Source organism: Shewanella sp. SM74, assembly GCF_025653725.1.
Lineage (GTDB): Bacteria > Pseudomonadota > Gammaproteobacteria > Enterobacterales > Shewanellaceae > Shewanella > Shewanella oncorhynchi.
Window position 1 is genome coordinate 40,911 of sequence record NZ_JAKKRZ010000025.1, and the last position, 25,258, is coordinate 66,168.

Sequence of the window (25,258 nt, forward strand, 5' to 3'; positions counted from 1 at the left end):
ACAAAGCTAACGTGGTGCGAATCAAAGTGCTTCATAACAAAATGTTATAAAACCAGCGGCGTGGTGCTAGGGCTGAGCTAAACCCAAGGTTTTCTTCTTGGTAAATTTTGTCGGCAGTGTATTCACAGGATCGTCTGGCCACAGATGTTTTGGATATCGACCGCGCATTTCCTTTTTCACTTCCACATAAGGTCCCTGCCAAAAGCTGGCTAAATCTGCCGTCAAGGCTAATGGACGCTGGGCCGGAGAGAGTAATTCCATCGTCACCTTTAGTTTGCCCTGCGCCAACATAGGACTCTGCGCCATGCCAAAGGTTTCTTGCAGACGTACACGCAGTAGCGCACGCCCAGACTCGTCGTATGCTATTGGCGCAGAGGTACCGGTGACTAACGGCCAGGAAGTTGGCAATAACTCGTCAAGTCGCTGTTTCTGCTGCCAGCTCAAACAGTTTGCCACAAAACCAAAGCAATCGAGCTTAACTAATTGCGGCAGATTATTCACATTTTCGAGGTAAGGCGCCAGCCAAGTTTCTAGGCTCGCTAATAATGCTTCATCATCAACCTTGGGCCAGTCACTGCCCACGTCAAACTCAGTTGCCAGTTTGAGCCTGTATTGAAACTGTTCTAAGTTAGCGTTCCAATTGAGGATTTGTAATCCTTGCTGGCGAATATAGCCCAGTAAGGCCGCGACAATTTGCTTACGTTCAGGCTTAGCAATCGTCTCGGTTTTTACTAAAATTTGTCCGACCTTGTATTGGCGCTGCGCAATCACTCGACCTTTAGCTTCATCCCAGCCACAAATCTCATGAATGTCCAGCAAACCTTTTAGCTCGCCGTCGAACAAGCTTGGCTGAAGCTGACTCGCTAAGTAAATCCGCCCAGCGTTTCTGCCTTCAGTTTCTTGAAAATCCGCCACCACCATCCACGGCGTTTGCGCCAATGCATCATCGGCTGCGAGCACGACGCCAGTACCATTGGCTAATTGGTAGCCCTCAACACCGCGGGCTTTAGCGATACGATCAGGATAAGCAAGTGCTAATAATAACCCCACATCGCTGTGGTGTGCATGGGTCGCTATCTTAGACAAATCCGCCGCTAATCCTAGCTTTTTCTGCCACTGTTTTGCCTGTTGCCCAGCTTGTCCATGACAGGCAAAGTGCAGGTAATTCATGATATCGGCGCCCTTTTTAGGCAAACCGCGCGCCTCTAAAACCCCCGACAACAAGCAGGCCAAACTGCCCAATTGCGTTGCTTGTTCGTTAGCATTATTGACTCCCCCATTGTTTGCGCCCAAACTTTTTGCGCCCAATAACATATGAGCAAGCCTTGGGTGACACCCTAGCTCGTAGGCCGCTTTACCGTGGGGAGTGAGTTTATTTTGAGTATCGACCATGCCTAAATCTTGTAACAGTTTCCACGCCAGTGCCTCATGCACACTTGGTGGCGGCGTTAACAACATCAAGTCGCTAAAGGATTTTGCGCCCCAGTAAGCACAATCGTGGGCCATAGCCACCAGATCCGCTTGGCTGATCTCGGGTTCATCGGCCCTGAGCATGCGGCCATGTTCTTCTTGGCTCCACAGGCGAACGCACACACCCGCTGATAAACGCCCGGCGCGACCACTACGCTGAGTTGCGGAGGCTTGGCTAATGCGTTTTAAGCCTAAGCGGGTGACACCGGTTTTAGGGTTAAAACTCGCTTGTCGTTTATAGCCACTGTCGATGACAAACCCTATGTCTTCAATAGTTAAACTCGATTCCGCCACGTTAGTGGCTAGCACAATTTTGCGCCTGCCATCTATAGTTGCAGCGATCGCGCTATCTTGCTCGGCACCTGAAAGTTCACCATAAAGAGGGCAAATCAAAAAGGCATCGTCCGCTAAGCGCTCGCGCAAAAACTGCTGTAATCGTAAGATCTCCCCTTTACCGGGTAAAAACACGAGCACGGCATTATTGGCAGCCGTTTTATCAACACTGACACTGCTGGCCGAGACCAGTTCTAGCACGCAGCGGCCAAGGTGATCGATCCAATGCTGCTGAGTTGGCACAGGGCGATATTCGATGTCGACAGGAAAACTCCGGCCTTCGCTGTGCAAGGTCACCGCTTCTGGCATGAGTTCAGCTAAGGCAAGACCAGATAGAGTCGCTGACATAGCTAATATCTTTAAATCGTCCCGCAGTGAAGCTTGCACTTCGAGCGCTAGGGCAAGACCTAAATCTGTGGTGAGGTGACGCTCATGAATTTCATCGAAGATGATCATTCCAATCCCAGTTAACTCGGGATCTTGTTGGATCATTCGCGTCAGTATGCCTTCGGTGACAATTTCTAAACGGGTATTGGCGCTGATTTTAGCTTCACCGCGGACGCGATAGCCGATTTCTTGTCCCACCTTTTGCTGGCGACAGCTGGCAATATAGTGCGCCACACTCCGCGCCGCGACACGCCGCGGTTCGAGCATTAAAATGCGTCCGCTGATTTCTGGCCAATCCAACATAGCCAAAGGTAACGCCGTTGATTTACCCGCACCTGTCGGTGCCTCGAGGATCACTTGAGCGTGACGAGAAAAAGCCGCGCGTAGCGGTGCTAATAAGCTATGAATAGGTAGAGAGTTCAAGAAAAAGACATCAGCGGCCAACACAGGGCGTCAGTGTACTAACAATCGGCTTTGAGTACCATTTCGCAGCAAACATTATCAAGTCAGTGCTGACATAAGTAACAGCTCAAAGCTGCCATGCCCAAGATTACAGCTGTGGATAGGGAGCAAAAATCTCACGCTTTTCGAGCCAAGGTTGACTGAGCCCTGACTGTAGTTCAGCTAAGCGTATCGGTTTATTGATGGCGTAACCTTGAGCATAGTCGACGCCTAAGGCTTGCAATTTCCACCCTATTTCTTGGGATTCGACAAATTCAGCAACCACATCAAATCCCATATCTTGACCAAGTTGGCAGATGGATTTTACGATCGCCTGATCCGCAGAGTCTTCGCAAATATTGACGACAAATTGGCCATCAACCTTTACAAAATCCACATTGAGGCGCTTAAGGTAAGCAAAGCTAGAAAAGCCTGCACCAAAGTCATCGAGGGCTAATTTACAATTGAGCGGACGCAGTATCTCGAGTAACTTTGTGGCTTGTTCGAGCTGACTCACAGCCGCGGTTTCAGTGATCTCGATGCAAAGCTTATCCACCAGCTCAGGTTCGGCCATCAAGCGCATTTCTAGCCAATTCATAAACTCATGATCGCCCAAAGAGGTCGCCGATAAATTCACCGACACGAGATCCAATTGCTGCCAAATATCTAAATGACTACCACCCCACTTGAGCAAATTATCGATCACCCAAAGATCAACCTTAGAAGCCAAGTTGTATCGCTCGGCGGCGGGTAAGAAGATAGCAGGAGACACTATAGTGCCGTTAGTCTGCACCATACGCAGTAGGATCTCTAAATGTAAGCCAGTTTCCTCGCGGTTTAACGGCACTATGCTTTGAAAATAAAGCTCGAATTGGTTTAACGCGAGTGCGCCAACGATATCAACAGAGGCCATCATCTCGGTGTAGAGACGGTTCATTTTAGGATCGCTCGCACTGTATAAATGCCAGCCATTTCGGCCTTGATCCTTCGCCAATCGACAAGCAGCGTCAGCTTGACTCATGACGGTATAAATATCGGCGGATTTTTTATCTAGCCTAGCAATCCCCATACTGACACTGACATTGTGACTACGACTTTCCCAAATAAACTCATGATTTGCTAACTGGGTACAAATCCGCTTAGCAATCTGTTTCGCAGAATCCACATTGCAGTAATGCATCAGAATACCAAACTCATCGCCCCCTAAACGGGCAACAATATCGCCTTTACGTACGAGCTGTTTCAAACGTAATGCGACTTGGCAAAGCAGCTTATCCCCAGCCTGATGGCCACTGATATTGTTAATGACTTGGAATTGGTCTAAATCGAGAAACGCCACGCAAATAGGCATATCATCGTGGGCATGTAGTAGGTTTTCTAATAGGGCTTCGAAATGTAACCGATTGGGCAATCCTGTGAGCGCATCATAATTGGCATGGAAGGATAACTCATCGGCTAAGCGGTACTTTTCACTGACATCTTCGGCAATCATGACTAAAGTATCTTTATCGCCGCTAATCTGGCTAAAACTCAGTTTCAACCAAGTTAATTGATGAATTGATTTTAAAGGTAATTCACACCAAGCTTGACCGAGCACACCTTCTCGTACCACATGTAAGGTATCAGTTAGCATGGCGTGTTCTTCCTCACGCACCATGTCGAATAAATCATAGCCATGTTGAATTGGCAGGGTTTGCAGAGCGACTTTATTCAGCATAGTCAATTGATCATGCTTATCTAACAAGGCGCAAGCTAAGGGCAACTGGTTGAATACTTCACAGTATTTATGTTCACTGGCAAGCATGCTCAAAGCGATACGCGTCAATTCCATCGCCGAGCCAATCATCACAGCGGCGTGATTAAACTCACTTATAAACTCTTCGCTCCATTCACAGCATTCGGAGCAATTGACGGCCCCCAAGGCAATACGGGTTTCGCCAAACACGACTGGCGGCAATACTAATAGACTCTTGACGTCCCAATCCCTTAATAAAGCTCGCTCAGCCTGAGCATCGGCAGGCAAGGTATTCACATCAGCCAGATTTAATAGACGCGGAGTACGGACAAGAGAGCGAAAAAATGGCATTCGTGCCAAGGGCCAGACTCGGGTTTGTTGGCCTTGGGCAAATTGAGGTTTTAAATACAGATTACGCGTGCGTAAACGATCCAGTGACTGGCTTCCGGTTAATACAAATACCCCGTCACAATGCAGTTGCAAAGTAATAGTCTCAAGCGCTCTGTCAACATTCTGCTCTAAGGTTTCTAGCGGGGATTCACTAAAAATACTGACCAAAGCCTGTTGGAGTGGATTAGCTAAACCTACTGACATGAAAAGTCTCTTCCTTACCTAAAAATCCATTTAAGGTATTATCGACGTGCATTAAGTATAGGCTCACAGTGAATTAAACGTCTGCTTGAGTCACAAATTAGCTGATAAATTCAACAGCTAGATTAACGCTCAAATGCGCTTAACGTCAAAGTGTTCGCTGAGATAATCCATATTAAGCCCTCCAAAAGGATGATAAACCGATGCAACAAAGGCTATTCCTCGGCTTCGCTCCCACAGATAGTCAAAGGGTATATCTAAGTGAATTGCAGCAGCAATTGATATGCCATCTTAATCCTGAGGCGAAAGCGGTGAGTGTCAGCAATCTGCATTTAACGCTCTGCTTTATGGGTCAAGCTAACAACGAGCAAAAAATCGCCCTCCTTGATGCGGTTGACCGCTTAGTGAAGCCAAGATTTAGCGTTCGGCTTAACCAGCTCGATGTATGGCCCAATGCGCAAGTATGTTGCTTGAAAGGCGATGATATTGAGCCTCCGTTAGCGCAATTCGCTAAACAGACGCAAGAAATTGCTGACCGACTGCAATTGCATCGGAATGAGCACAACTTTTGCCCGCACATCAGTTTATTTAGAAAAGCAAAACAATGGACACTAGATGAGTCGGCTTTATTGCAACTCAAAGGTATGAATACGCTGACGTTAACGCCCGATAATTTGCATTTATACCATTCAAAAAGCACAAGCACGGGTGTCGAATATCACATCCTAGATTCTTGGGCGCTCGGTGAGCCTTAAATCAAAAACAAAAAGCCCGAGTATCCACTCAGGCTTTATTTTTCAATTTATGAATCAATGCATTAATCAATACTAAAATAAAAATAGCAGTTAACTAGAGAGCGATGATGAAGAAAGCCCTATTCGAGTAAACGTAAGGTTTCGCGATAGGCACGCTTTTGCTCGTAGGTTTGTAACCGCAGCATAAACTCATCAGTCTTAGTCATTTCAGCATTCATTTTCAACGCTTCTATCGCTTTCTGCTGCGTCGAAATAGCAGCACCAAAATCGCCTAACTCAGCATAAGCCGCAGCTAAATTATCAAGATTTGTAGGATCGTTTTCATTCACTTTGAGTAATTTTAAGGACAACTCGACCGCTTTATTGCCATCACGATATTCTGCTTCGGGGCAAGTTGCTAAAATCCACGCCACATTGCCCAAAGCAACATCATCACCCACTTGGGAAAATTGCTCGACCGCTTTACCGCAGTTGCGCTGCACACCGTCACCGCCAGACGCATAAATAAAGCCTAAACGGAATTGAGCCCAACGACTGCCCTGCTCACTCAACGCTTTATACCAATGCTCAGCGACTGACAGGTCACGCTTGATCAATTGGCCTTCAAATGACAGATCCGCTAAGGTTTGCTGCGCTTTTTCATGTTGTTGTTCGGCGGCAAGTGAAATCCAGTGCAATCCAGTCGGCACTTCTTGCGACACAAAACGTCCGGAGAGATACATTAATCCCAGCAAAAATTGGGCATCGGCATCACCTTGCTCTGCCGTCACTTGAATATGCACAAACTTACTGGCCGCAAGTTCAGCTGCTGGCTGCGGGATAGAAAATGCGTGCGCCGCAGAGCTCAGCCCAATTGTTAAGCTTAAACCTGCACCTAAAACCCATAATCTGTATTTCACTTGCTTACCTCTCTTAAAAACAACTGCCCTCAAAGTTAGCCAGAATTAACCCCATAAGTCGAGCCTAAATACGCACAAACCTCAGGATAATGGGGAAAGCTAAGCCAAATGGAATGTCAAATTTAAAAAGTGAAACATGTTATTGTATAATTTAGTGGCATATTTTATTCATAATCTATAATAAAACTGCTGAAATAGACTGGTAAGATGTGATTAACTCGACAGAGTTAAGTGAATCCAGCGAGTTTCATACCGATTTAGTTGACTTAAATCACTAAAGTAGCAAAATAAGCTCTAATTTTAGATGGTTAATTGCATTTATTCACTTATTCTAAACTAAGACTTCCATCAAGTTTTTGTGAGTTTAATTGACGTAAAATGCTTATTTAGAATACTCTTACTTTCGTTTTAATCAATCGAGGAACACCAACATGGCTCTGATTGGTAAGCCAAAACCTGATCCAACTTTGGAATGGTTTTTATCACACTGTCACATTCATAAGTACCCTGCAAAGAGCACTCTTATCCATGCTGGTGAAGACTCAGATACCCTTTATTACATAGTAAAAGGTTCTGTAGCGGTATTGATTAAAGATGAAGAAGGTAAGGAGATGATCCTTTCTTATCTGAATCAAGGTGACTTTATCGGTGAACTAGGTTTGTTTGAAGAACAAGCCGAACGTACCGCTTGGGTTCGTGCTAAGCAAGCTTGTGAAATCGCTGAGATTTCATATAAGAAATTCAGACAGTTAATTCAAGTTAACCCTGAAATTCTGATGAAGCTGTCTGCACAAATGGCCTATCGCCTACAAAGTACCAGCCAGAAAGTGGGTAACCTTGCATTTTTAGACGTTGCAGGCCGTATTGCTCAAACTCTATTACATCTGGCTAAACAACCTGATGCTATGACACACCCTGATGGCATGCAGATTAAGATCACTCGTCAAGAGATAGGCCAAATCGTTGGCTGTTCACGGGAAACTGTGGGTCGTATCTTGAAGATGTTAGAAGAACAGAATTTGATCCAAGCTCATGGTAAGACAATCGTGGTATACGGTACCCGTTAAGTTAGTCTTCAGCTTGATTTAAGCCTGCCTTATTAAAGTGGCCTAGAATAAATTCTAGGCCATTTTTTATTGGGGAGCTCAAATGAAACGGCTGTTTTTAATCTGTTTTTTCAGCCTATTCACGCTGGTGCATCCAATAATCTTGCATGCCGAACCTATTGAATTAGAACATTATCAAGCCAAGGCGTTAGTTAACTCTGGGCAAATATTGTCCTTAAACGGTACACTAGCCGTAGTAAACCAATTTTGCCAAGGTGAACTAATTGATGCTCATCTCTATCAAGAAGATCATAAATGGCGCTATGATTTGCAAATCAAAGTTCAGCGTGGCCAAATCGTTAATCTCAGTATTGATGCAACTAATGGTCAAGCCGATCAATCAATAGCACTACCGAGCGAATGTCGAAAACATGAAACTGTTACTCGTTGAAGATAACCCAATGCTAGTCACCGAGCTGGAGAAACAACTCAAACTCGCTGGCTATGTAACCGATATTACAGACAAAGCGCTTGAAGCCGATTATCTGATCAAAGAAACCCAATACGATTGCGTAATCTTAGACATAGGTTTGCCCGATGGCAACGGCCTCGAACTGCTCGAAGGCTGGCGAAATCAAGGGATCAGCACTCCAGTCATCATGCTGACAGCCCGCAGCCAATGGCATGAAAAAGTAGAAGGTTTTAATGCTGGCGCCGACGATTACTTAGGTAAACCTTTCCACGCCCAGGAATTATTGGCCCGAATCCAAGCTTTAATCCACCGTGCACATGGTCGTCTAAACACCTCAAGTAAACAATTGAGTTATGGTGGTGTGGTTTTAGATGAAGCAGAGCAAACAGTAAAAGTGGCCGAGCAGCTGTATGAACTCACAGCAATGGAATTTAGGCTGTTAAAAATCTTCCTCATGTCACCTAAGAAGCTGTTATCTAAGACGCAGCTAACCGATAAGCTCTATCAGTTTGACGATGAAAAAGAGAGTAATGTGGTCGAGGTTTATGTCACCCATCTACGCAAGAAACTGGGTAAAACCACGATCGAAACCCGTCGCGGCCAAGGTTACATCTTCCACGGCATTATTGAATGATCTCGATCCGCACTAAGCTCAGTTTATGGTTAACTGGCTTACTCGTGTTAGGTACTGTGATTGGGCTGATACTGTTTGAGTCCATGCTACGTCAGGCCTTCCACGACTCTATTATCAATCGCTTAGAAGAAGATCTCGAACATATCATGCTGGCAACCCATATCCACGATGGGGAGATCAGCATAGATCAAAGCCAGCTTTCCAGTTTCTACAAGCCCGCCTATTCAGGCCGTTATTTTCAGCTTAACCTGCCAAATGAAGTGATTCGCTCACGCTCCCTGTGGGATATGCAGTTAGATATCGAGCCACTAGCACCGAATCAAACCCGCGTCTGGCAAGCTAAAGGGCCAAAAAATAACGATATGCAGTTGTTATCATTAGGGTTAAATTCCAGCAGTGCCAATGTCAGCGCTACCTTAACCGTTGCGCAAGATTTGAGTATCGGTAGACGCGTGTTTAGCGAGGTTTATGGCACTAAGCTTGGTGTCAATCTGGCGATGTTAGTTGCTATGATCGCGGGGATATTCTTGATCCTACGTCAATCATTTAAGCCAGTTAAGCACATACAGCACGCACTTTCTCGGCTAAGACAAGGGGAAATTAACGCGCTGGAGCTCAATAATATTCCTCCCGAAGTACAACCATTAGCAAAAACCTATAATGAACTACTTGAGTACACAGCCAAGCAAATTGAACGTAGCCGCAATAACTTAGGTAATTTGAGCCATGGGCTCAAAACGCCTCTTGCCGTGATGCAGCAACAGGTTGAAGCTCTTGGCCTCAAAGATCCTGAAACTGCCATTGCCCTGCAGCAACAACTTGATTCGATTCACAAGATGGTCGAGCGTAAACTGGCTGCCGCGAGGATCACTGGCGACATGCTCCCCGCAGCGCAATTGGTGATCCCTAGGGATTTACATAGCCTAGCCAACACGCTAAATAAGGTTCACCGCAACAAGTCCATTGAATGTGATTTCGAACTCGATCCCAATATTCTCAGACTGCCTATTCACAGGGAAGATGGCATGGAGCTCTTAGGCAACCTGCTAGACAACGCCTTTAAATGGGCCCAGAGCCGAGTCAGCATTCAGCTATCGCGTCAACAAGAGCGTCTCTGCCTTTGTATTGATGATGATGGTCCAGGGGTTGCTGATGATGAGCTAGATAAGCTCACACAAAGAGGAACAAGGCTTGATGAGTCAGTGATGGGTCACGGTTTAGGATTATCAATAGTGAAAGAAATTGCCGAGCAATACGAGATTGAACTGCAGTTTAATCACAGCACTCGCTTAGGTGGATTGAGGATCGAGCTGACCTTTAGCTAGCCCCAGGTTATGCCAATCGTATTAAATACCTTGTTTGAAATATCCATAAAAAACGCCATCGAATTGATAGCGTTTTTTTATGCAGAAAGCAATTTGAGGACGTTAGGCTTTATTCACATTGGTGCTTTCAAAAATCTTATCGGCAGATGCCGCCACAAAGCCTGTGTAGAGCTCGCCATTAGCCATAGGATAACGTAGCGCAAACTCATAAAAACAGCTTGGGATTTCCACTGTCGCGTCAGTAAATTCAACACCAATCTTATCAGCCATAGTCGAAGACTGTTCTAACAAGACTTCTGGCGAACCTTTGATCTCGCCACCTGAACTATTGAGTACAAAGCCCGCTTGCTTCAGAGCTTCATTCACTGACTCTAAAGTCTCAAAACCGTCGAGGTGATTGATAGACACAGTGAAATGGTTAGCGCGATAACCAAAAGCCGCAACCCAAGCTGCATATTCACTCTCAGTTAATAAGTCCTGATAGGTTTTAGCATCTAAAGACCAATGACGGCCTGAGTAAATAAAGTTGTCAGCGGTAGTCGCTGCAACATCCACTTGAGCAATTAAGCCTTGAATAGTTTTTTGCAACGCTGGGCTAAATTCTTCAACCAATAACTCAGAAATAAACACTTTAGGCTGAGTCGAGTCTGGATGTTCAAAATGCTTAGCGATCAGTTTTTTCTGTTCAAACTTATAATCACCGCAAGGTACATAACCTAACGAAGTGAAATGCTTAGCCAGTACGTCCAAATTCACCTTAGCGATATTGAAAGTACGCAGGGCAATATGGTCGTTGATGATCGGTTTACCATGACCCAACAACGCGTGCACTTTTGCCGCAGAAGGGGTCATTTGAATATAGTCTTGCCACAGGGCGGCAAATAACGCGTTGATGTCGGTATGCATAAAAACTCCTTTTATTGTGCTGCGGTTATTGCTGTTATTTTGCCGCAAACACTAAATGTAACGACCTAAATGCCACTGTTGCAGCGTCACACATACCCACAGTAGAAACTTAAGTAACGTTACTGCTTGTTATTAAAAAGGAAGAACATTAGTCCTTCCTCCTCTTTCCCACATATTCTTTACCGCATAAAAGTCAAATCTCTACCCGCTTACAAGCTCAAACCTGGGCTTAATGTCGCGGGTAAACTCACGGCATCAGCCTCGACCGAAGCGACCGGATAAGCACAGTAATCGGCGGCATAGAAAGCACTCGCTCTGTGGTTACCCGAAGCCCCAACACCACCAAAAGGTGCCGCGCCAGATGCGCCAGTGATTTGTTTGTTCCAGTTAACAATGCCAGCACGAATACGCGCGAGGAAATAGTCATAATCTTCACGGCTATCGGCAAGTAATCCCGCAGACAAGCCGTAACGCGTTTGGTTAGCTAATTTGATCGCTTGATCGAAATCACTATAACGCACCAGCTGTAGCAGAGGTCCGAAGTATTCTTCATCCGGCAAGACATCGATCGCTGTCACATCGATAAGGCCAGGAGACACTATGCCTGTACCCGCTTCTAGATGGGTCAACTCGACCAAAGACACGCCGCCTAAGTTCAACAGATTCGCCTGCGCCGCAACCATACCCTTAGCGGCAGTTTCAGAAATCATTGAGCCCATAAAAGGTTGTGGCTGCGCATTCCAAGGACCGACTTTAATCTGTTTAACCGCATCGACTAACATGGCAATCAGCGCATCGCCCTGCTCGCCTTGCTCGACATATAAACGGCGGGCACAAGTGCAACGTTGACCCGATGAGATATAAGCCGACTGCAAAATATCGTGCACTGCAGCCTTAATATCCTGCACACCTTTAATGATCAGTGGGTTATTACCCCCCATCTCAAGTGCTAAAATTTTGCCCGGATGACCCGCATATTGTTGATGTAAAAAATGACCTGTGCGTGAGCTACCGGTAAAGAACAGACCATCGAGCTGTGGGTGTGAAGCCAGCGCTTTACCCGTATCCACCTCACCTTGGACTAAGTTGAGCACGCCAGCAGGCAGACCCGCTTTATCCCATAGGCTGACCATCAACTCGGCGACTTTAGGCGTGAGCTCTGAAGGTTTGAAAATCACGGTATTCCCAGCCAACAGCGCAGGCACTATGTGGCCGTTCGGCAAATGACCAGGGAAGTTGTAAGGACCGAACACAGCCACAACACCGTGGGGCTTATGGCGGATAACCGCACGTCCTGCTGGCGTATCATTGGCTTCTGTGCCCGTACGTTTATTGTAAGCCGCGGCCGATAAAGCAATTTTGCCTATCATGGCGCCGACTTCGGTCGCGGTTTCCCACTGAGGTTTACCGGTTTCTTGGGCAATCGTTTCTGCCAGTTCCGCTTTATTGGCTTCGAGTTGGCTGCGATACGCTTCAACTATGGCTAAACGCGCATCGAAACCTAACATAAACCAATCAAACTGTGCGGCGCGCGCGGCATCAACAGCGGCATTAACTTGCTCTGCAGTGGCCGTTTTACCGGTCCAAATAGATTGTGCATTGGCAGGGTTCATTGAGGTCACGTCATGACCTTTGCCAGCATGCCACTGGCCTTGAATATAATGTGTCATTGGTTATTCCTACATTGCCAAAATACGGATTTGATCGCCTTTTGCGAGTAGCAAACCCGCTGCCAGCTCAGGGCTAATGATGATATGTTCGGATTTGTCGTCCACGGCCAGTGCAGCAGACGTCGCTCGGTAATTGGCTAATTGAGTATTTGAGATAATAAATTGAGTGTCGGCTTCGACCATGTCACCAATATCGACGGTTAATAAACGGCTTTCACGCACGCCGCGAATGTCCGATAAACGACACTCTACCGTTGGACCACCATCAAAAATATCCACATAACCGCGGCATCGAAAACCTTCGGCCTGCAGTAGACTTAATGCCGGACGGGTATTGGTATGCACTTCGCCAATCACTTTCTGCGCTTCTTCCGGCAACAGACAAACGTAGACAGGATTTCGTGGCATCATTTCGGCCATAAATGCCTTTTTACCTAAGCCAGAAAGATAATCCGCCTGAATAAAATCAATGCCTAAAAAGTGTTTTTGCAGCCAGCCATAGAAAGGTGAATGACCATCGGCATCGCTCACACCGCGCATTTCGGCAATCACAGTTTCACCAAAACGCTTCGCATGTTGAGCTAAAAACAGAAAGCGACTGCGGGATAACATCCGGCCATTGTTGCCCTTGCGATATGCTTCACGCAAAAACAGCGTACACATCTCAGCAGCACCCGTGTAGTCATGGCAAAGGGTGAGTGTTTCGACCTCGTTACGCACATCAATTTGTTCAGAATGATAGACTTCGGTACCGAGTCGATAATGGTAGAACGCATCTTCCATTCCCACCGCCGCTTCGATGGCGCACGTTCCCACCACTTCACGGGTATCGGTATCTTCCAACACCATTAGATAACCTTCATCGAAGGGAGTCTCTACGGCTTTGACGAATGAGGCTTCTGCTCGAGCAATTTTATGTCTGAGCAGATCCGCATTCACAGGTAATGACGTAAAACCATGACCAGACTCTTCGGCAATTTGATATAAGGCCTCAAAATCACCAGCCTGAATAGGACGTATGATTAACATCTTAGTGTCTCCTCACTTTGGCTTACCGTGCATCAAGGCACCTCTCTTCAAAAAGACAGGCAGTGATGCAGGTAAGTATTCCCTGACAAAAAAGGAGTGCGAATAAATTCAGCACTCCTTTGGTCATTTAGGCGGCAGCTATGCTCGCCACAGCACGTTCAAAACGAGCTAGACCTTCAGCAATATCTGCCTCAGGGATCACCAGGGAAGGAGCAAAACGCACCACGTTAGCACCCGCCATCAGGCTCATTAAGCCTTCAGCGACAGAGGCCACCAAAAAGTCGCGTGAACGACCTTGGTATTGTTCATTAAGAACGGCCCCTAAGAGTAAACCTTTACCGCGTACTTCTGAAAAAACATGATATTTTTCATTGATTTTGTTCAAACCATCACGCAATAACTGCTCGCGATGTTTTACGCCATCTAACACTTCAGGTGTGTTCACTACATCTAATACAGCATTACCGATAGCGCAGGCTAACGGGTTACCACCGTAGGTAGAACCGTGAGTGCCCACTTTTAAATGCTCGGCAATTTCAGCGGTTGTCAGCATAGCTGCAATAGGGAAACCACCACCGAGCGCTTTAGCTGTGGTTAAGATGTCAGGCACGATTTCAGTACCCATGTAAGCGTACAGTTCACCAGTACGGCCCACACCCGTTTGGACTTCATCAAAAATGACTAGTGCATTGTGCTTATTAGCCAATTCACGCACGGCTTTTAGGAATGCAGGATCGGCATCAATAATACCGCCCTCGCCTTGCAGCGGCTCAAGCATGATGGCGCAAGTCTTGTCCGTCACTGCGGCTTCTAAGGCGGCAACATCGTTAAATGGCAGGTGAGTAATGCTCTGCGGCTTAGGACCAAAACCATCGGAATAGGCAGCTTGTCCACCTACACTGACGGTGAAGAATGTACGGCCGTGGAAAGCTTTATCGAACGCTATGATTTCATCTTTCTCAACGCCATGTTTTTCTAAGGCATAACGACGGGCAAGTTTTAATGCGGCTTCGTTGGCTTCGGCGCCAGAGTTGGCAAAATACACTTTGTCGGCAAACGTGCTATTAACTAATTTAGTCGCTAATGCTAAGGCTGGCTCATTCGTCATTACGTTTGACAGATGCCATAATTTTTCACCTTGTGTCTTTAGGGCATTCACAAGGGCAGGATGACAGTGACCTAAGCAATTTACCGCAATACCGCCAGCAAAATCGATAAACTCGTTGCCCTCTTGGTCCCAAACTCGGCTTCCTTCGCCACGAACAGGGATCACGGCAGCAGGCGAATAATTAGGCACCATCACTGCGTCAAACTGGGCACGGTCCAACTTCATATCAACGCTCATTCTTCTTCGTCCTTTGTGTTTGTTTAACGGCGCCTTGCACCGTCAGAGTCCCATAGGTATCTTTATCTAGAGTTAGTGATACTGGGATTGCTTGTGTCTATTAATAACCATTATTAGCGAAAATGTGATCAAAATACCAGTTTTTCACAAACATCAATCCACGCACTTCCATCCAAAGTGCATAAAGATTGCAGTTTAAGAACTATACAAGCGGTTAAGCCCATGGCTTGCAGCATAATTAGTCAGAAAAAAAGTTATTTGCCCCTCATTTTGCTAGCTATTCACTGAATGTGAATAACTACACCATTTTAACGAATCAAGAGTGAAAGTGCAAAATGGCCAATTTTCGACCTCACTTCAAGGGCTTCGGGTAATAAATTGAACAGAGGAAACACATGGGGCATGTTAGGGTAAAAGCAGCCCGTTATCTCACCACCACAGGCTTTTATTTGGGCGACTAAACGTTCAGAATCTTGCAATAATAGCTCCCGCGTACCCGCAATCACTAAGATAGGCGGCAGGTCTGCCAAGTTCCCCTGTAAGGGGGAAACTTTTGCCGACATAGGATCGGCCCCCGCAAGATAAGCGCCACGTAAGCGCAGCAATGCCTCTATGGTGAAGAAGGGATCGTCGGCTGCGAGTATCAACTCAGTATCCCCCGTAAGTGCTAAGTCTAACGCGGGCGATAGCAAGATACAGGCGGTCGGTAAAGGCAGGGCTAAACGCTTTAATTCCAGCAACAAGCTCAAGGCTAAATTGCCGCCCGCCGAGTCACCCATGAGGATCAAATTCTCCGTGCCTTTCAGCTCAATTAACCGTCTATAGGCTTCAAGTACATCATCAAATGGCGCGGGGAAAGGATACTCAGGTGCGAGACGATAATCAGGAATATAAGCATCTAATTGACAACGCTGGCAGATATCTGCGACCAGTCTTGCATGGGCATGGGGCGTTTTAAAACAGAAGCCTCCGCCACGGATATAAAACAGACTTCCAAGGCGAGAAGGTTCGTTGAGAAGCACATAATGTAACAAGTTTGAGTGTTGTAAGGGGATGGTAGCGCTGACTAACTTATCCGGCCAAGGGAGCCAACGTCTATCAAGCTCAAGCAACTTTTCACGCACTTGCGCTAAGGGCATTTTGGCCTGTCCACGACTGATGGATGGCCTAGCGACATAGGATAAAATGGTATTTAGTACAGATGCTTGCCAACTTGGCATATCCCTTCCTCTACTTAAACGCCGCAATCATGGCGCTACGTAGCAGACCGAGGATTACAGCAGATCTAACTTCCTATAGTTTTGTGCTTTTAAGCGCAGTACTTCTTGCTCATTTAACTCATAATAATCAAACATTAAGCGCTTTTCTTGGGGATCGATTTGACGCATTTCTTCGAGCAATACCACCTTAGCATAACAGTTTGCCCGCGCGACTAATGCCGACTGAGGCGACAATTCTCGATAGCTTAAGGTTTGGTCTAACTCCTTTAACAACCGAGTTAAGGGACTCGCTTCAAACTTAAGTAACTCTAATAATTGCCAATTAAGTTTAAGACCATGGTTTAACACTTGTTCAAACACGGCCTTAGCAGGAAACTCAGTGGCAATCACCGCATCATACACTTCCTTATCACGGCTGCTACTGGCTTCTCTTATCCAAGATCCCCATGTTTGGTCGAATAAACGGGCACTTAAACTCAATACAACGGATGTGCCTAACTGATTAAGTAAGGCACTACTATAAACCAAGGCTGAGTCAGTATTATGAAGCTGAGCTAAAGCATTTGCCGCTATGCCACTGACTATGCTGTAGCGCCATAATTTACGGGTAGTCCATAACAACTTAGCATTGCCACTAGGAAGCCAATTTCGCAAACAAAAGTAAGGAATAATAGTGCGAAGGTTTTCGATACCGATGTAATTCATCACTAATTTGATATCAGTGACCCGCACATCTGAGCTCTGAGACCGGCGAGCGCGAAAAGATGGGCTGTTGACCATGTTGGTTAAGTCGCGGCACAACCAACTTAAGTTACTGATCAGTGGCCTTAATCGCGTTGCATCGAGATTTTTTGCCAGCAATAATTCCAGCAAGAGGATTTGCGACTCATTGATATCTGACTTAGCCAGAACAGATTCAGGGGACGCGAGTTGATGCTCGATGGCGTTAATGACAGTTTCATGCAACTGGCTCGATACGGCTTCAAACACTTCTTTAGCTTTAATTTGTTTCATCAAACGCACCAAAATGGCTTCGCGTTCAACATCTAACTTATTTGCATCGGCCTCTAATTCAAGGTCGAGTTCATCCAAAAGAGTCGGGCTCGCTTTTTGCTTTCCGAGGATCAATTGTTGATAGAGTCTATGTTCTATCTCTATAATTTTGCCGGGTCTTACACCGCCCGCAACCGAAATCGCCACTATAAATCTTTCCTATATCGCTAATGCCCGAGTGACGTCAACACAATCAAACTCTCAAAATCATTACAATTTCAGCACATACACTTAATCTTAGCAATAATGCAAAGTCGCAGAACGCAAACAAAGAGTTATATCGGATATTTCCTAGTCAGTTACCCAATAAAAAGGCCTCGGCTAGGAGACCTTTAAAAGAAATCGAACTGAATTATTTAAGTTCTTGTTCAAATAACTTATAGATGCGGCGGTATTCATCTAACCAGCTAGAAGGTTGACGGAAACCATGGGGCTCAACAGGATAAATCGCCATTTCAAAGGTTGGTTTTTCCAGTTCAATGAGGCGCTGTACCATACGCACACTGTCTTGGAAGAAAACGTTGTCATCCATTACGCCACTCATGATAAGCAGTGGTTTAGTTAATCCTTGAGCATGCTCAATCGGAGAGCTGCGCTCATAGGCGATAGGATCGACATCAGGCGTATTTAAGATATTAGAGGTATAAGGCGCATTATAATGTGCCCAGTCCGCCACAGGACGCAATGCAGCTCCAGCTTGGAACAAGTCCGGCGCGGTAAACAAAGACATAAAGGTTAAGAATCCACCGTAAGAGCCACCATAAGTACCGACACGCTTAGTATCGACATGGGTATGAGTCGCCATCCACGTTACGCCATCCTTTAAGTCTTCCACTTCTGGATGACCCATATTGCGATAAATAGCGGTGCGCCAATCTCGGCCGTAACCTTTAGAGCCACGGTAATCCATGTCCATCACAACATAACCTTGTTGAGTCAGCAGGTTGTGGAACATAAACTCGCGAAAATAACCGCTAAAACCATAATCGGCATTCTGCAGATAACCTGCGCCGTGATTGAAAATCACCGCAGGATATTTCTCAGCGCGGGACTTATCATAGCCTTGCGGCAGATAAACTCGAGCGTACACATTGCCAGCACCATGATTTGAAGGTACTGCTACCACTTCTGGCGCTTGCCATGGGTAATTTTTGAAGGCATCACTGGTATAAGACGTCAGCTGCTTTAACTCGCCGCCAATGGGTTGAACATAGAGTTCATTAGGCTGTGTGCGGCGTGAGGCATTGAGTAATAGCTGAGTGCCATCGGGGCTTAAGCTGTAATCTAAGTTTCCATCACACTGAGTTAGTTGCTCATTTTTACCAGTGGCAAGATTCACGCGGTGAACATTATAAATACCGGGGTGACTCAGGTTCGCTTTGTAATAGATGTAATTGGCATCCGGTGACAGCGTAATATCACTCACGACAAACTTGCCTTGGGTTAACGCACGCGGTTTTTCGCCTTGAGCTTTAATATAAAGCTGCGAATAACCGGACTCTTCTGACAAGTAATACAAGGTATCCGTATCCGGTAACCAACCGAATTGGTTGTAATCGTAATTCACCCATGCATCATCATGTAAACGATGTTCGGTAATAAATTTACCCTTAGCAAGATCGACACTAGCGATCCAGCGATCTTTGTTATCGGTGGCTTCTAGCATCAGGGCTAATTTATTTTCCGATTCATGCCATTGAATCGCACTCTGAGTCCAGCCCCAATCCTGCATCAACTGAATTTTACGTGGCGATTTAGTGCTTTGATAAGTTTCGCCTTTTGCTTTAGCATTTTCAGCTTTCACTTTGGCTAGCACATCTTCATCAAAGCCAGTAAGGCCCTCGATTGTGATATCGACTTTTTTATGTTGGTTTAAATCAAGCACAACAAAACGTTGCCCTGGTGGCGTATCTTCAGCCACGCGCGCGCGCACTGGCACTGGGTCGATATAACCTTCACTACCTAAGTAATTAGGCATGATGTCGTGTTCGCTGCTACCTGTGTAATTTTTATCTGTAAGAGCGACTAAAATATAGCGGCCATCGGGTGATAAACTCAGCTCTGACACCACTTCGCTATCGCCTAAATACCAAGTGCTGGCGGCGAGCGTTGGATCGTTTTTTTGTAATTCATCTTGGTACTGCGCTTTAGCTTTAGCATTTTCTTGCTGCAGCGCTACATACTGAATCAATCTGTGCTGTTGTTTCGCAATATAAGACGTCGGCTCTTTTACCGCTTCTGGTGCTTTCGCCATTTTAATTTCAGCAAGTTGCTCGACTAAGCCAGAATCTTGATGGATTTGGAAAACATTGTCGCCCTGCCAATAGGCAATATCGCCATTATTGAGATAACGCACACCATCGATGGCGGTGCGCTGGCGAGTCAATTGGCTGATCTTACCCGTGCTTAATTGCTTAACAAAAATGTTGCCTTGATATAGGTAAGCCTTGTGGGACTTAGTGCGATCAAACACGCCAAACTGCTGATCTGCCGCATGTAACTTATCGAGAGCTAGCTCGACGGCGCGGCTGTCATTGATGCCTTGCTGATAATAGCTACGCAGAGGTGAAGCACTCGCTTGGCGGGCAAACAGCACGCTTTGGCTATCGTCGCTCCAGTAAGCCTCTTTGGCAAAGATCCCCATCCAATCAGGATTTGCCATAATTTGATTAAGCGTAAGCGCCTGTGAAACTTGTGGCGGTTGGGCTAAGGGAACTTGGAATGCTGGCGGAGCTATTACGGGAGTTGCAGTTTCAGTCGATGTCGCTGCACACCCAGCCAATACGGCAACCGCTAACGCACTAAAACCCAAATTTCGCATTACGCTTCTCATTTATCCTTCCTTTTATTGTTATCGCAATGGCTAAATAACCCAGTCTACTTATCTGCTGGTTGCGCCTATTCGCGTAGTTTTGCGGCAGTTATAGCATAGTTAATCGCTAAACTTGCTTAAAAGAAGGATAAATCTTGTAACAGAAATTGATAGTGTGGAGAGTTTTTAAGGCGAGGAAATTATACGGACACAGCCGGTTGCGCTAAAAAATTGGCTAACAGTTCGAGACCTTGCTCGGTGAGAATTGATTCGGGATGAAATTGCACCCCATAAAGCGGTAAGTCTTGATGGCTCATGGCCATGATTTCTCGGCCGTGAATTGCATCGTCAAACCAAGCATCGAGTACAAAACCTTCAGGCACAGCATCAACCAGTAACGAGTGATAACGTGTCACGGTTAAAGGCTGATTTAATCCCTTAAATAACCGCTGGCCAGTGTGCGTAATGGCACTGACCTTGCCATGCATTACCCGTTCGGCACGCACTACATTGGCACCAAAAACCTGTGCCATCGCCTGATGTCCCAAACAGACACCTAAGATTGGCATGCGCGCAGCAAAATGTTCAATCGCCGCGAGGGAGATCCCCGCCTCATTGGGAGTACAAGGTCCGGGCGAAATCACCAGATGACTAGGCGCAAGCGCCTCGATGTCGGCTAGGCTAATTTCGTCATTACGCTTAACCACTATCTCTTGCCCTAGCTGCTGAAAATACTGCACTAAGTTAAAGGTGAAAGAGTCGTAATTATCGATCATTAGCAACATACAAGATCCATTGGTCTAAATGGGTAAAGGTAACGCATATCTAACGGATGAATGCGGGCGCAAATGCTATCACACCTTGTACTTAAGGTTTAACCAATTACGGCGATAAAATACAGCGACAAAAAAGCCAGTCATTAGACTGGCTTAGTTTTTAAACGACTTGGGCATTTCACCACAGTTATTTAACCACAGTTAAATGACTGCGACGCTTAGGAGGCTCATCTGTCGGTTCAAACGCTTTATCTGTTGTTTCAACAACGGATAAAGATGAATCGACTTCATCGTCCATCAGGTAAGCATCTTCGATATCGAAGACAGTGCCAGCACCGTTTTCACGGGCATAAATAGCGACAATCGACGCCATTGGCAACATCACTTGCTGAGGAACACCACCAAAACGCGCATTGAACTCCACACACTCATTGCTAATTTGCAAATTGCCCACTGCGCCAGCAGCGATATTCAACACTATCTGGCCATCCTTCACGTATTGCTGCGGTACTTGAGTGCCTTCAACAAAGGCATCAACCACAACGTGAGGAGTCAATTGGTTGTCCATCAACCAATCATAGTAAGCCCTTAGTAAATAAGGACGATTTGGAGTCAAAGGTTTCATTACATACCCATGCGCATTTCGCGTTCGGCTTCAGTTAAAGAAGCTTTAAACGATTCACGCTCAAAAATACGTGTCATATACGCTTTGATATCTTTAGCTACACGGCTATCTAGCTCAATACCTAATACAGGTAAGCGCCACAACAATGGGCCAAGGTAGCAATCCGCTAGACCAAATTCTTCGCTCATGAAGTAAGGCACTTCACCGAAGATAGGCGCAATTGCGATCAGGCTTTCAGTCAACTCTTTACGAGCCGCTTCAACACGATCACCTTTACGGATACGGTCAACGAGCGAATACCAGTCAGTATCGATGCGATGCATCATCAAACGGCTTTGGCCGCGAGACACTGGATAAACTGGCATCAAAGGCGGATGAGGAAAACGCTCATCCAAATATTCCATGATAATGCGTGATTCGTATAAAACGAGTTCACGGTCTACCAAAGTTGGCACTGAGTTATAGGGATTTACTTCGAGCAAATCCTCAGGCATTTCGTTAGGGTCGACCTGTAAAACATCAACAGTAACCCCTTTCTCAGCTAACACGATACGTACTTGATGGCTATACAGATCATCAGCACCTGAAAACAGTGTCATGATAGAGCGTTTGTTGGCAGCAACAGCCATTGATACCCTCCAGAATCGAAATAAAACAAAAGTAAACGAGGGGCAAAGCCCCCCGTTTACACTATGCGGATATTACATTTTACCCGTTATTGGTGCCTAGTGTACATCTTTCCAATACTCTTTCTTCAAGAGGTAGGCCACAATAAAGAATATAAATAGGAATCCGAGTACCCACCAGCCCATAGCTTGACGCTCTAGCTTAACAGGTTCAGCCGAATAAACTAAGAAGCCAGTGATATCACGTACTGCTTGGTCGTATTCTTCCGCATTCAATTTACCGCCAGTCACCACAATAGTGCCATCTTCTTGTTTAACTGGTGTGCCTTGTAACTCTTCGAGTACATGTGGCATACCAACAGATGGGAATACTGTGTTATTCACACCAAATGGGCGACTTGGATCTTTATAGAAGCCTTTCAGATAGGAATAAACCCAATCTTCACCACGCACGCGAGCAACTAAAGTTAAGTCTGGCGGTGTAGCACCAAACCATTTAGCAGCATCTTTAGGTGGAATAGCGTTTTGCATCAACTCACCAATTTTAGCATCGGTGAACATATACTTATTACGCATATCATCCGCAGAGATACCGATATCGGTCGCTACACGTTCATAACGTTGATACTGAGTGCTGTGGCAACCAGAACAGTAATGTTGGAACAGGTCCACACCACGCTCTAAAGAAGCTTTATCATGCAGATCAACATTGGCATCTTCTAAATGAATTTTATGTCCGCTCGCGGCCATAGCCAACGTCGGCAACAAGGTAACTAATGCAATCAATAATTTTTTCATTAGTGTGTCAACCTCGCTGGAACAGGTTTAGTTTTTTCATTCTTGCTGTATACCCACAGCGCCACAAAGAAACCAAAGTAAGTGAAAGTAAACACCTGTGCAACTATCGTCAGCGTCGGCGTGGCAGGCACTACCCCTAAATAACCCAATACTATGAAAGATATAGCAAATTGTGCAATATTCAGCTTATGTAGCGTACTACGGTAGCGAACTGACTTCACTTTACAGCGATCTAACCAAGGCAATACGAACAGTACTGCAATCGACAGACCCATCATTATTACGCCACCCAATTTATCAGGCACAGCACGTAAAATGGCGTAAAAAGGAGTGAAGTACCAAACGGGCGCAATGTGTTCAGGAGTCTTCATCGAGTTAGCCGCTTCAAAGTTTGGCTTTTCAAGGAAGTAACCACCGCCTTCAGGAATAAAGAACAACACATAGCAGAACACTATCAGGAAGCCCGCGACGCCCATGATGTCTTTTACAGTGTAATATGGGTGGAATGGAATACCGTCAACTGGCCAGCCATTTTCGTCTTTGTTCTTCTTGATTTCGATACCGTCAGGGTTGTTAGAACCCACTTCATGCAGCGCAATTAAGTGTAAAAACACGAGTACGACTAATACTAGCGGCAGAGCAATCACGTGCAGCGCAAAGAAACGGTTCAGCGTTGCGCCAGAGATCACGTAGTCACCACGGATCCACAGGGTTAAGTCGTCACCAATAACTGGAATTGCACCGAACAGAGAGATAATTACCTGCGCGCCCCAATATGACATTTGACCCCATGGCAGCAAATAACCCATAAAGGCTTCGGCCATCAACACGAGGAAAATTAACATACCGAACAGCCACAGTAGTTCTCTAGGCTTCTGATATGAACCGTAAATTAAACCACGGAACATGTGCAGATAGATCACAACGAAGAAGGCTGAAGCACCCGTTGAGTGCATATAACGCAGCAACCAACCGTATTCAACATCACGCATTATGTATTCAACAGAGGCGAATGCGCCTTCTGCTGTTGGTACATAGTTCATCGTCAACCAGATACCTGTCAGTAATTGGTTAACCAATACCAACATCGCTAGCGAACCGAAAAAATACCAAAAGTTAAAGTTAGTTGGCGTAGCGTACTGACCCACGTGACGGTTATAAGTCGCCGTCATTGGGATACGCGCATCAATCCAATTAATTAAATTCTTAACCATTACGCCACTCCTTTATCTACACCGATAATCACGGTGCCATCATCAACGTATTGATGTGGAGGGATAACTAGGTTCAATGGAGCAGGTACGCCTTGGAAAACGCGACCAGCCATATCGAACTTAGAGCCATGACATGGACAGAAGAAACCAGAAGTGACACCTTCAACTTGCTCACCAAATGAATCTGGCAAATAAGTAGGTGAACATCCGAGGTGGGTACAAATACCGACAGCAATAAAATACTCTGGCTTAATTGAGCGCAAAGGATTTGTTGCATAATCAGGCTGCTGCATCTCAGCAGAAGCAGGATCTCTTAACTTATCATCATGTGTTGGCAGTTCATTGATCACAGCATCTGTGCGACGGACAACCCATACAGGTTTTCCACGCCACTCAACACGGATCAGCTGACCTGGCTCTACTTTACTGATATTTACTTCGACCGGTGCACCTGCAGCTTTCGCTTTGGCACTCGGATTCCATGACTTGATGAAAGGAACCGCTACAGCGACGGCACCAGCACCACCTACTACGGCGGTTGCGGCTGTCAGGAATCTGCGACGTCCGGTATCGACTGGCGCATTGCTCATCCACTTATCTCCCAGAGGGTGTTGGAATTTTTATATTTCAAAGACTTTCAGCCCTTAGTCATCACTAGGGTCAAAAATCGAAGTTTGAAGCGGGGCTCATTATAGCTAAAAATTAGAAGCAGATCATAGTGAAAACACGCAAGTAAGTTAGGGAGATTGCGTGTTTTTTAAAAAAAGCCTAAAAAAGACCCAACTATTAACCCATTTTAATTCATTTGGATCATATTTTAAGCTTCTTGTCTGTGATATCGGCATAAAGCACTGAAGGATCCCCTCATAAATCAGCCATAGCATAGCCATATTTGAGCAACTGATTGGCGAATAATACCCAGGCCGCCAGCAATTCTTTCTCCGTGATTTGATAATCAGGCCGCCTGAGTACCTCCAATCCCAAGCGAATCGTTGAGAGTACCGTTCGATGCCCAATGGTATTGGCCTGAAAATGCTTATCCCAGCCCTGTTGCTGTGCGTGTAAACCAACTAGCCACAACAGGCATTGAACCATC

General features: G+C 45.8%; 21 protein-coding genes and 1 pseudogene. 5 read left to right on the forward strand and 17 right to left on the reverse strand.

Features of this window, described 5'->3' with window-relative positions:
• Nucleotides 1–66: 66 nt before the first annotated feature.
• Together hrpB and L5M49_RS19935 are read right to left on the reverse strand one after the other, a co-directional pair.
• A complete protein-coding gene (gene hrpB, locus L5M49_RS19930) occupies nt 67–2,637 on the reverse strand; it encodes an ATP-dependent helicase HrpB (protein WP_263266705.1) in 2,571 nt (856 codons plus the stop codon).
• Nucleotides 2,638–2,740: 103 nt separating this feature from the next.
• Nucleotides 2,741–4,960 (reverse strand): putative bifunctional diguanylate cyclase/phosphodiesterase, encoded by a 2,220-nt coding sequence (locus L5M49_RS19935; protein ID WP_263266706.1) that lies wholly within the window; start codon nt 4,958–4,960, stop codon nt 2,741–2,743.
• Nucleotides 4,961–5,160: 200 nt separating this feature from the next.
• On the opposite strand from L5M49_RS19935, the gene thpR reads away from it, so the two are divergent.
• The gene (gene thpR, locus L5M49_RS19940; RefSeq protein ID WP_131525483.1) at nt 5,161–5,712 is read left to right on the forward strand and encodes an RNA 2',3'-cyclic phosphodiesterase; all 552 of its coding nucleotides are present in this window, start codon (nt 5,161–5,163) and stop codon (nt 5,710–5,712) included.
• A gap of 119 nt (nt 5,713–5,831) precedes the next feature.
• Here the strand turns inward: thpR and L5M49_RS19945 are convergent, their stop codons facing one another.
• Entirely contained in the window at nt 5,832–6,611 is a 780-nt protein-coding gene (locus tag L5M49_RS19945) for a tetratricopeptide repeat protein (protein ID WP_105250260.1), read from the reverse strand.
• Nucleotides 6,612–7,042: 431 nt separating this feature from the next.
• Here L5M49_RS19945 and crp point away from each other — a divergent pair, with 431 nt between their 5' ends.
• From crp to L5M49_RS19965, 4 genes are all read left to right on the forward strand, one after another.
• Nucleotides 7,043–7,678 (forward strand): cAMP-activated global transcriptional regulator CRP, encoded by a 636-nt coding sequence (crp, locus tag L5M49_RS19950; protein ID WP_006080082.1) that lies wholly within the window; start codon nt 7,043–7,045, stop codon nt 7,676–7,678.
• Nucleotides 7,679–7,760: 82 nt separating this feature from the next.
• Complete coding sequence (locus L5M49_RS19955) at nt 7,761–8,108, forward strand: PepSY domain-containing protein (RefSeq protein WP_105250261.1); 348 nt, start codon at nt 7,761–7,763, stop codon at nt 8,106–8,108.
• Nucleotides 8,089–8,763: a response regulator transcription factor gene (locus L5M49_RS19960; RefSeq protein ID WP_131523983.1), complete on the forward strand. Its 675-nt coding sequence runs from the start codon at nt 8,089–8,091 to the stop codon at nt 8,761–8,763. The genes L5M49_RS19955 and L5M49_RS19960 overlap by 20 nt, the downstream gene beginning before the upstream one ends.
• Complete coding sequence (locus L5M49_RS19965; RefSeq protein ID WP_131523982.1) at nt 8,760–10,088, forward strand: ATP-binding protein; 1,329 nt, start codon at nt 8,760–8,762, stop codon at nt 10,086–10,088. The genes L5M49_RS19960 and L5M49_RS19965 overlap by 4 nt, the downstream gene beginning before the upstream one ends.
• A gap of 102 nt (nt 10,089–10,190) precedes the next feature.
• On the opposite strand, the gene L5M49_RS19970 is transcribed toward L5M49_RS19965, so the two are convergent.
• From L5M49_RS19970 to L5M49_RS20035, 14 genes and pseudogenes are all read right to left on the reverse strand, one after another.
• The gene (locus L5M49_RS19970) at nt 10,191–10,994 is read right to left on the reverse strand and encodes a DUF1338 domain-containing protein (protein ID WP_263171777.1); all 804 of its coding nucleotides are present in this window, start codon (nt 10,992–10,994) and stop codon (nt 10,191–10,193) included.
• Between the two features lie 209 nt (nt 10,995–11,203).
• A complete protein-coding gene (gene astD / locus L5M49_RS19975; protein ID WP_263266707.1) occupies nt 11,204–12,664 on the reverse strand; it encodes a succinylglutamate-semialdehyde dehydrogenase in 1,461 nt (486 codons plus the stop codon).
• A 9-nt stretch (nt 12,665–12,673) separates the two neighbouring features.
• Nucleotides 12,674–13,693, reverse strand: coding sequence for an arginine N-succinyltransferase (astA, locus tag L5M49_RS19980; protein ID WP_113939140.1), 1,020 nt, complete (start codon nt 13,691–13,693; stop codon nt 12,674–12,676).
• A gap of 127 nt (nt 13,694–13,820) precedes the next feature.
• The gene (locus L5M49_RS19985) at nt 13,821–15,038 is read right to left on the reverse strand and encodes an aspartate aminotransferase family protein (protein ID WP_263266708.1); all 1,218 of its coding nucleotides are present in this window, start codon (nt 15,036–15,038) and stop codon (nt 13,821–13,823) included.
• 308 nt (nt 15,039–15,346) lie between these two features.
• Nucleotides 15,347–16,258 carry an alpha/beta hydrolase gene (locus L5M49_RS19990; RefSeq protein ID WP_263266709.1) on the reverse strand — a complete coding sequence of 304 codons (912 nt, stop codon included), beginning with the start codon at nt 16,256–16,258 and terminating at the stop codon, nt 15,347–15,349.
• A 54-nt stretch (nt 16,259–16,312) separates the two neighbouring features.
• Nucleotides 16,313–17,458, reverse strand: a complete 1,146-nt coding sequence (locus L5M49_RS19995; RefSeq protein ID WP_173496274.1) for an HDOD domain-containing protein — start codon at nt 17,456–17,458, stop codon at nt 16,313–16,315.
• A gap of 205 nt (nt 17,459–17,663) precedes the next feature.
• Nucleotides 17,664–20,144, reverse strand: a complete 2,481-nt coding sequence (locus L5M49_RS20000; RefSeq protein ID WP_263266711.1) for a prolyl oligopeptidase family serine peptidase — start codon at nt 20,142–20,144, stop codon at nt 17,664–17,666.
• Between the two features lie 179 nt (nt 20,145–20,323).
• Nucleotides 20,324–20,908: an anthranilate synthase component II gene (locus L5M49_RS20005; protein WP_263266712.1), complete on the reverse strand. Its 585-nt coding sequence runs from the start codon at nt 20,906–20,908 to the stop codon at nt 20,324–20,326.
• Nucleotides 20,909–21,086: 178 nt separating this feature from the next.
• Entirely contained in the window at nt 21,087–21,524 is a 438-nt protein-coding gene (locus L5M49_RS20010; protein ID WP_105250272.1) for a ClpXP protease specificity-enhancing factor, read from the reverse strand.
• Complete coding sequence (sspA, locus tag L5M49_RS20015) at nt 21,524–22,153, reverse strand: stringent starvation protein SspA (RefSeq protein ID WP_006080065.1); 630 nt, start codon at nt 22,151–22,153, stop codon at nt 21,524–21,526. The genes L5M49_RS20010 and sspA overlap by 1 nt, the downstream gene beginning before the upstream one ends.
• A 96-nt stretch (nt 22,154–22,249) precedes the next feature.
• Nucleotides 22,250–22,948, reverse strand: coding sequence for a cytochrome c1 (locus tag L5M49_RS20020; RefSeq protein ID WP_105250273.1), 699 nt, complete (start codon nt 22,946–22,948; stop codon nt 22,250–22,252).
• Nucleotides 22,948–24,162, reverse strand: coding sequence for a cytochrome b (locus tag L5M49_RS20025; protein ID WP_105250274.1), 1,215 nt, complete (start codon nt 24,160–24,162; stop codon nt 22,948–22,950). The genes L5M49_RS20020 and L5M49_RS20025 overlap by 1 nt, the downstream gene beginning before the upstream one ends.
• Entirely contained in the window at nt 24,162–24,752 is a 591-nt protein-coding gene (gene petA / locus L5M49_RS20030; RefSeq protein WP_006080059.1) for a ubiquinol-cytochrome c reductase iron-sulfur subunit, read from the reverse strand. Before petA ends, L5M49_RS20025 begins: the two co-directional genes overlap by 1 nt.
• Nucleotides 24,753–25,026: 274 nt before the next feature.
• Nucleotides 25,027–25,258, reverse strand: a pseudogene (locus tag L5M49_RS20035) (IS4 family transposase); the annotation flags it as partial.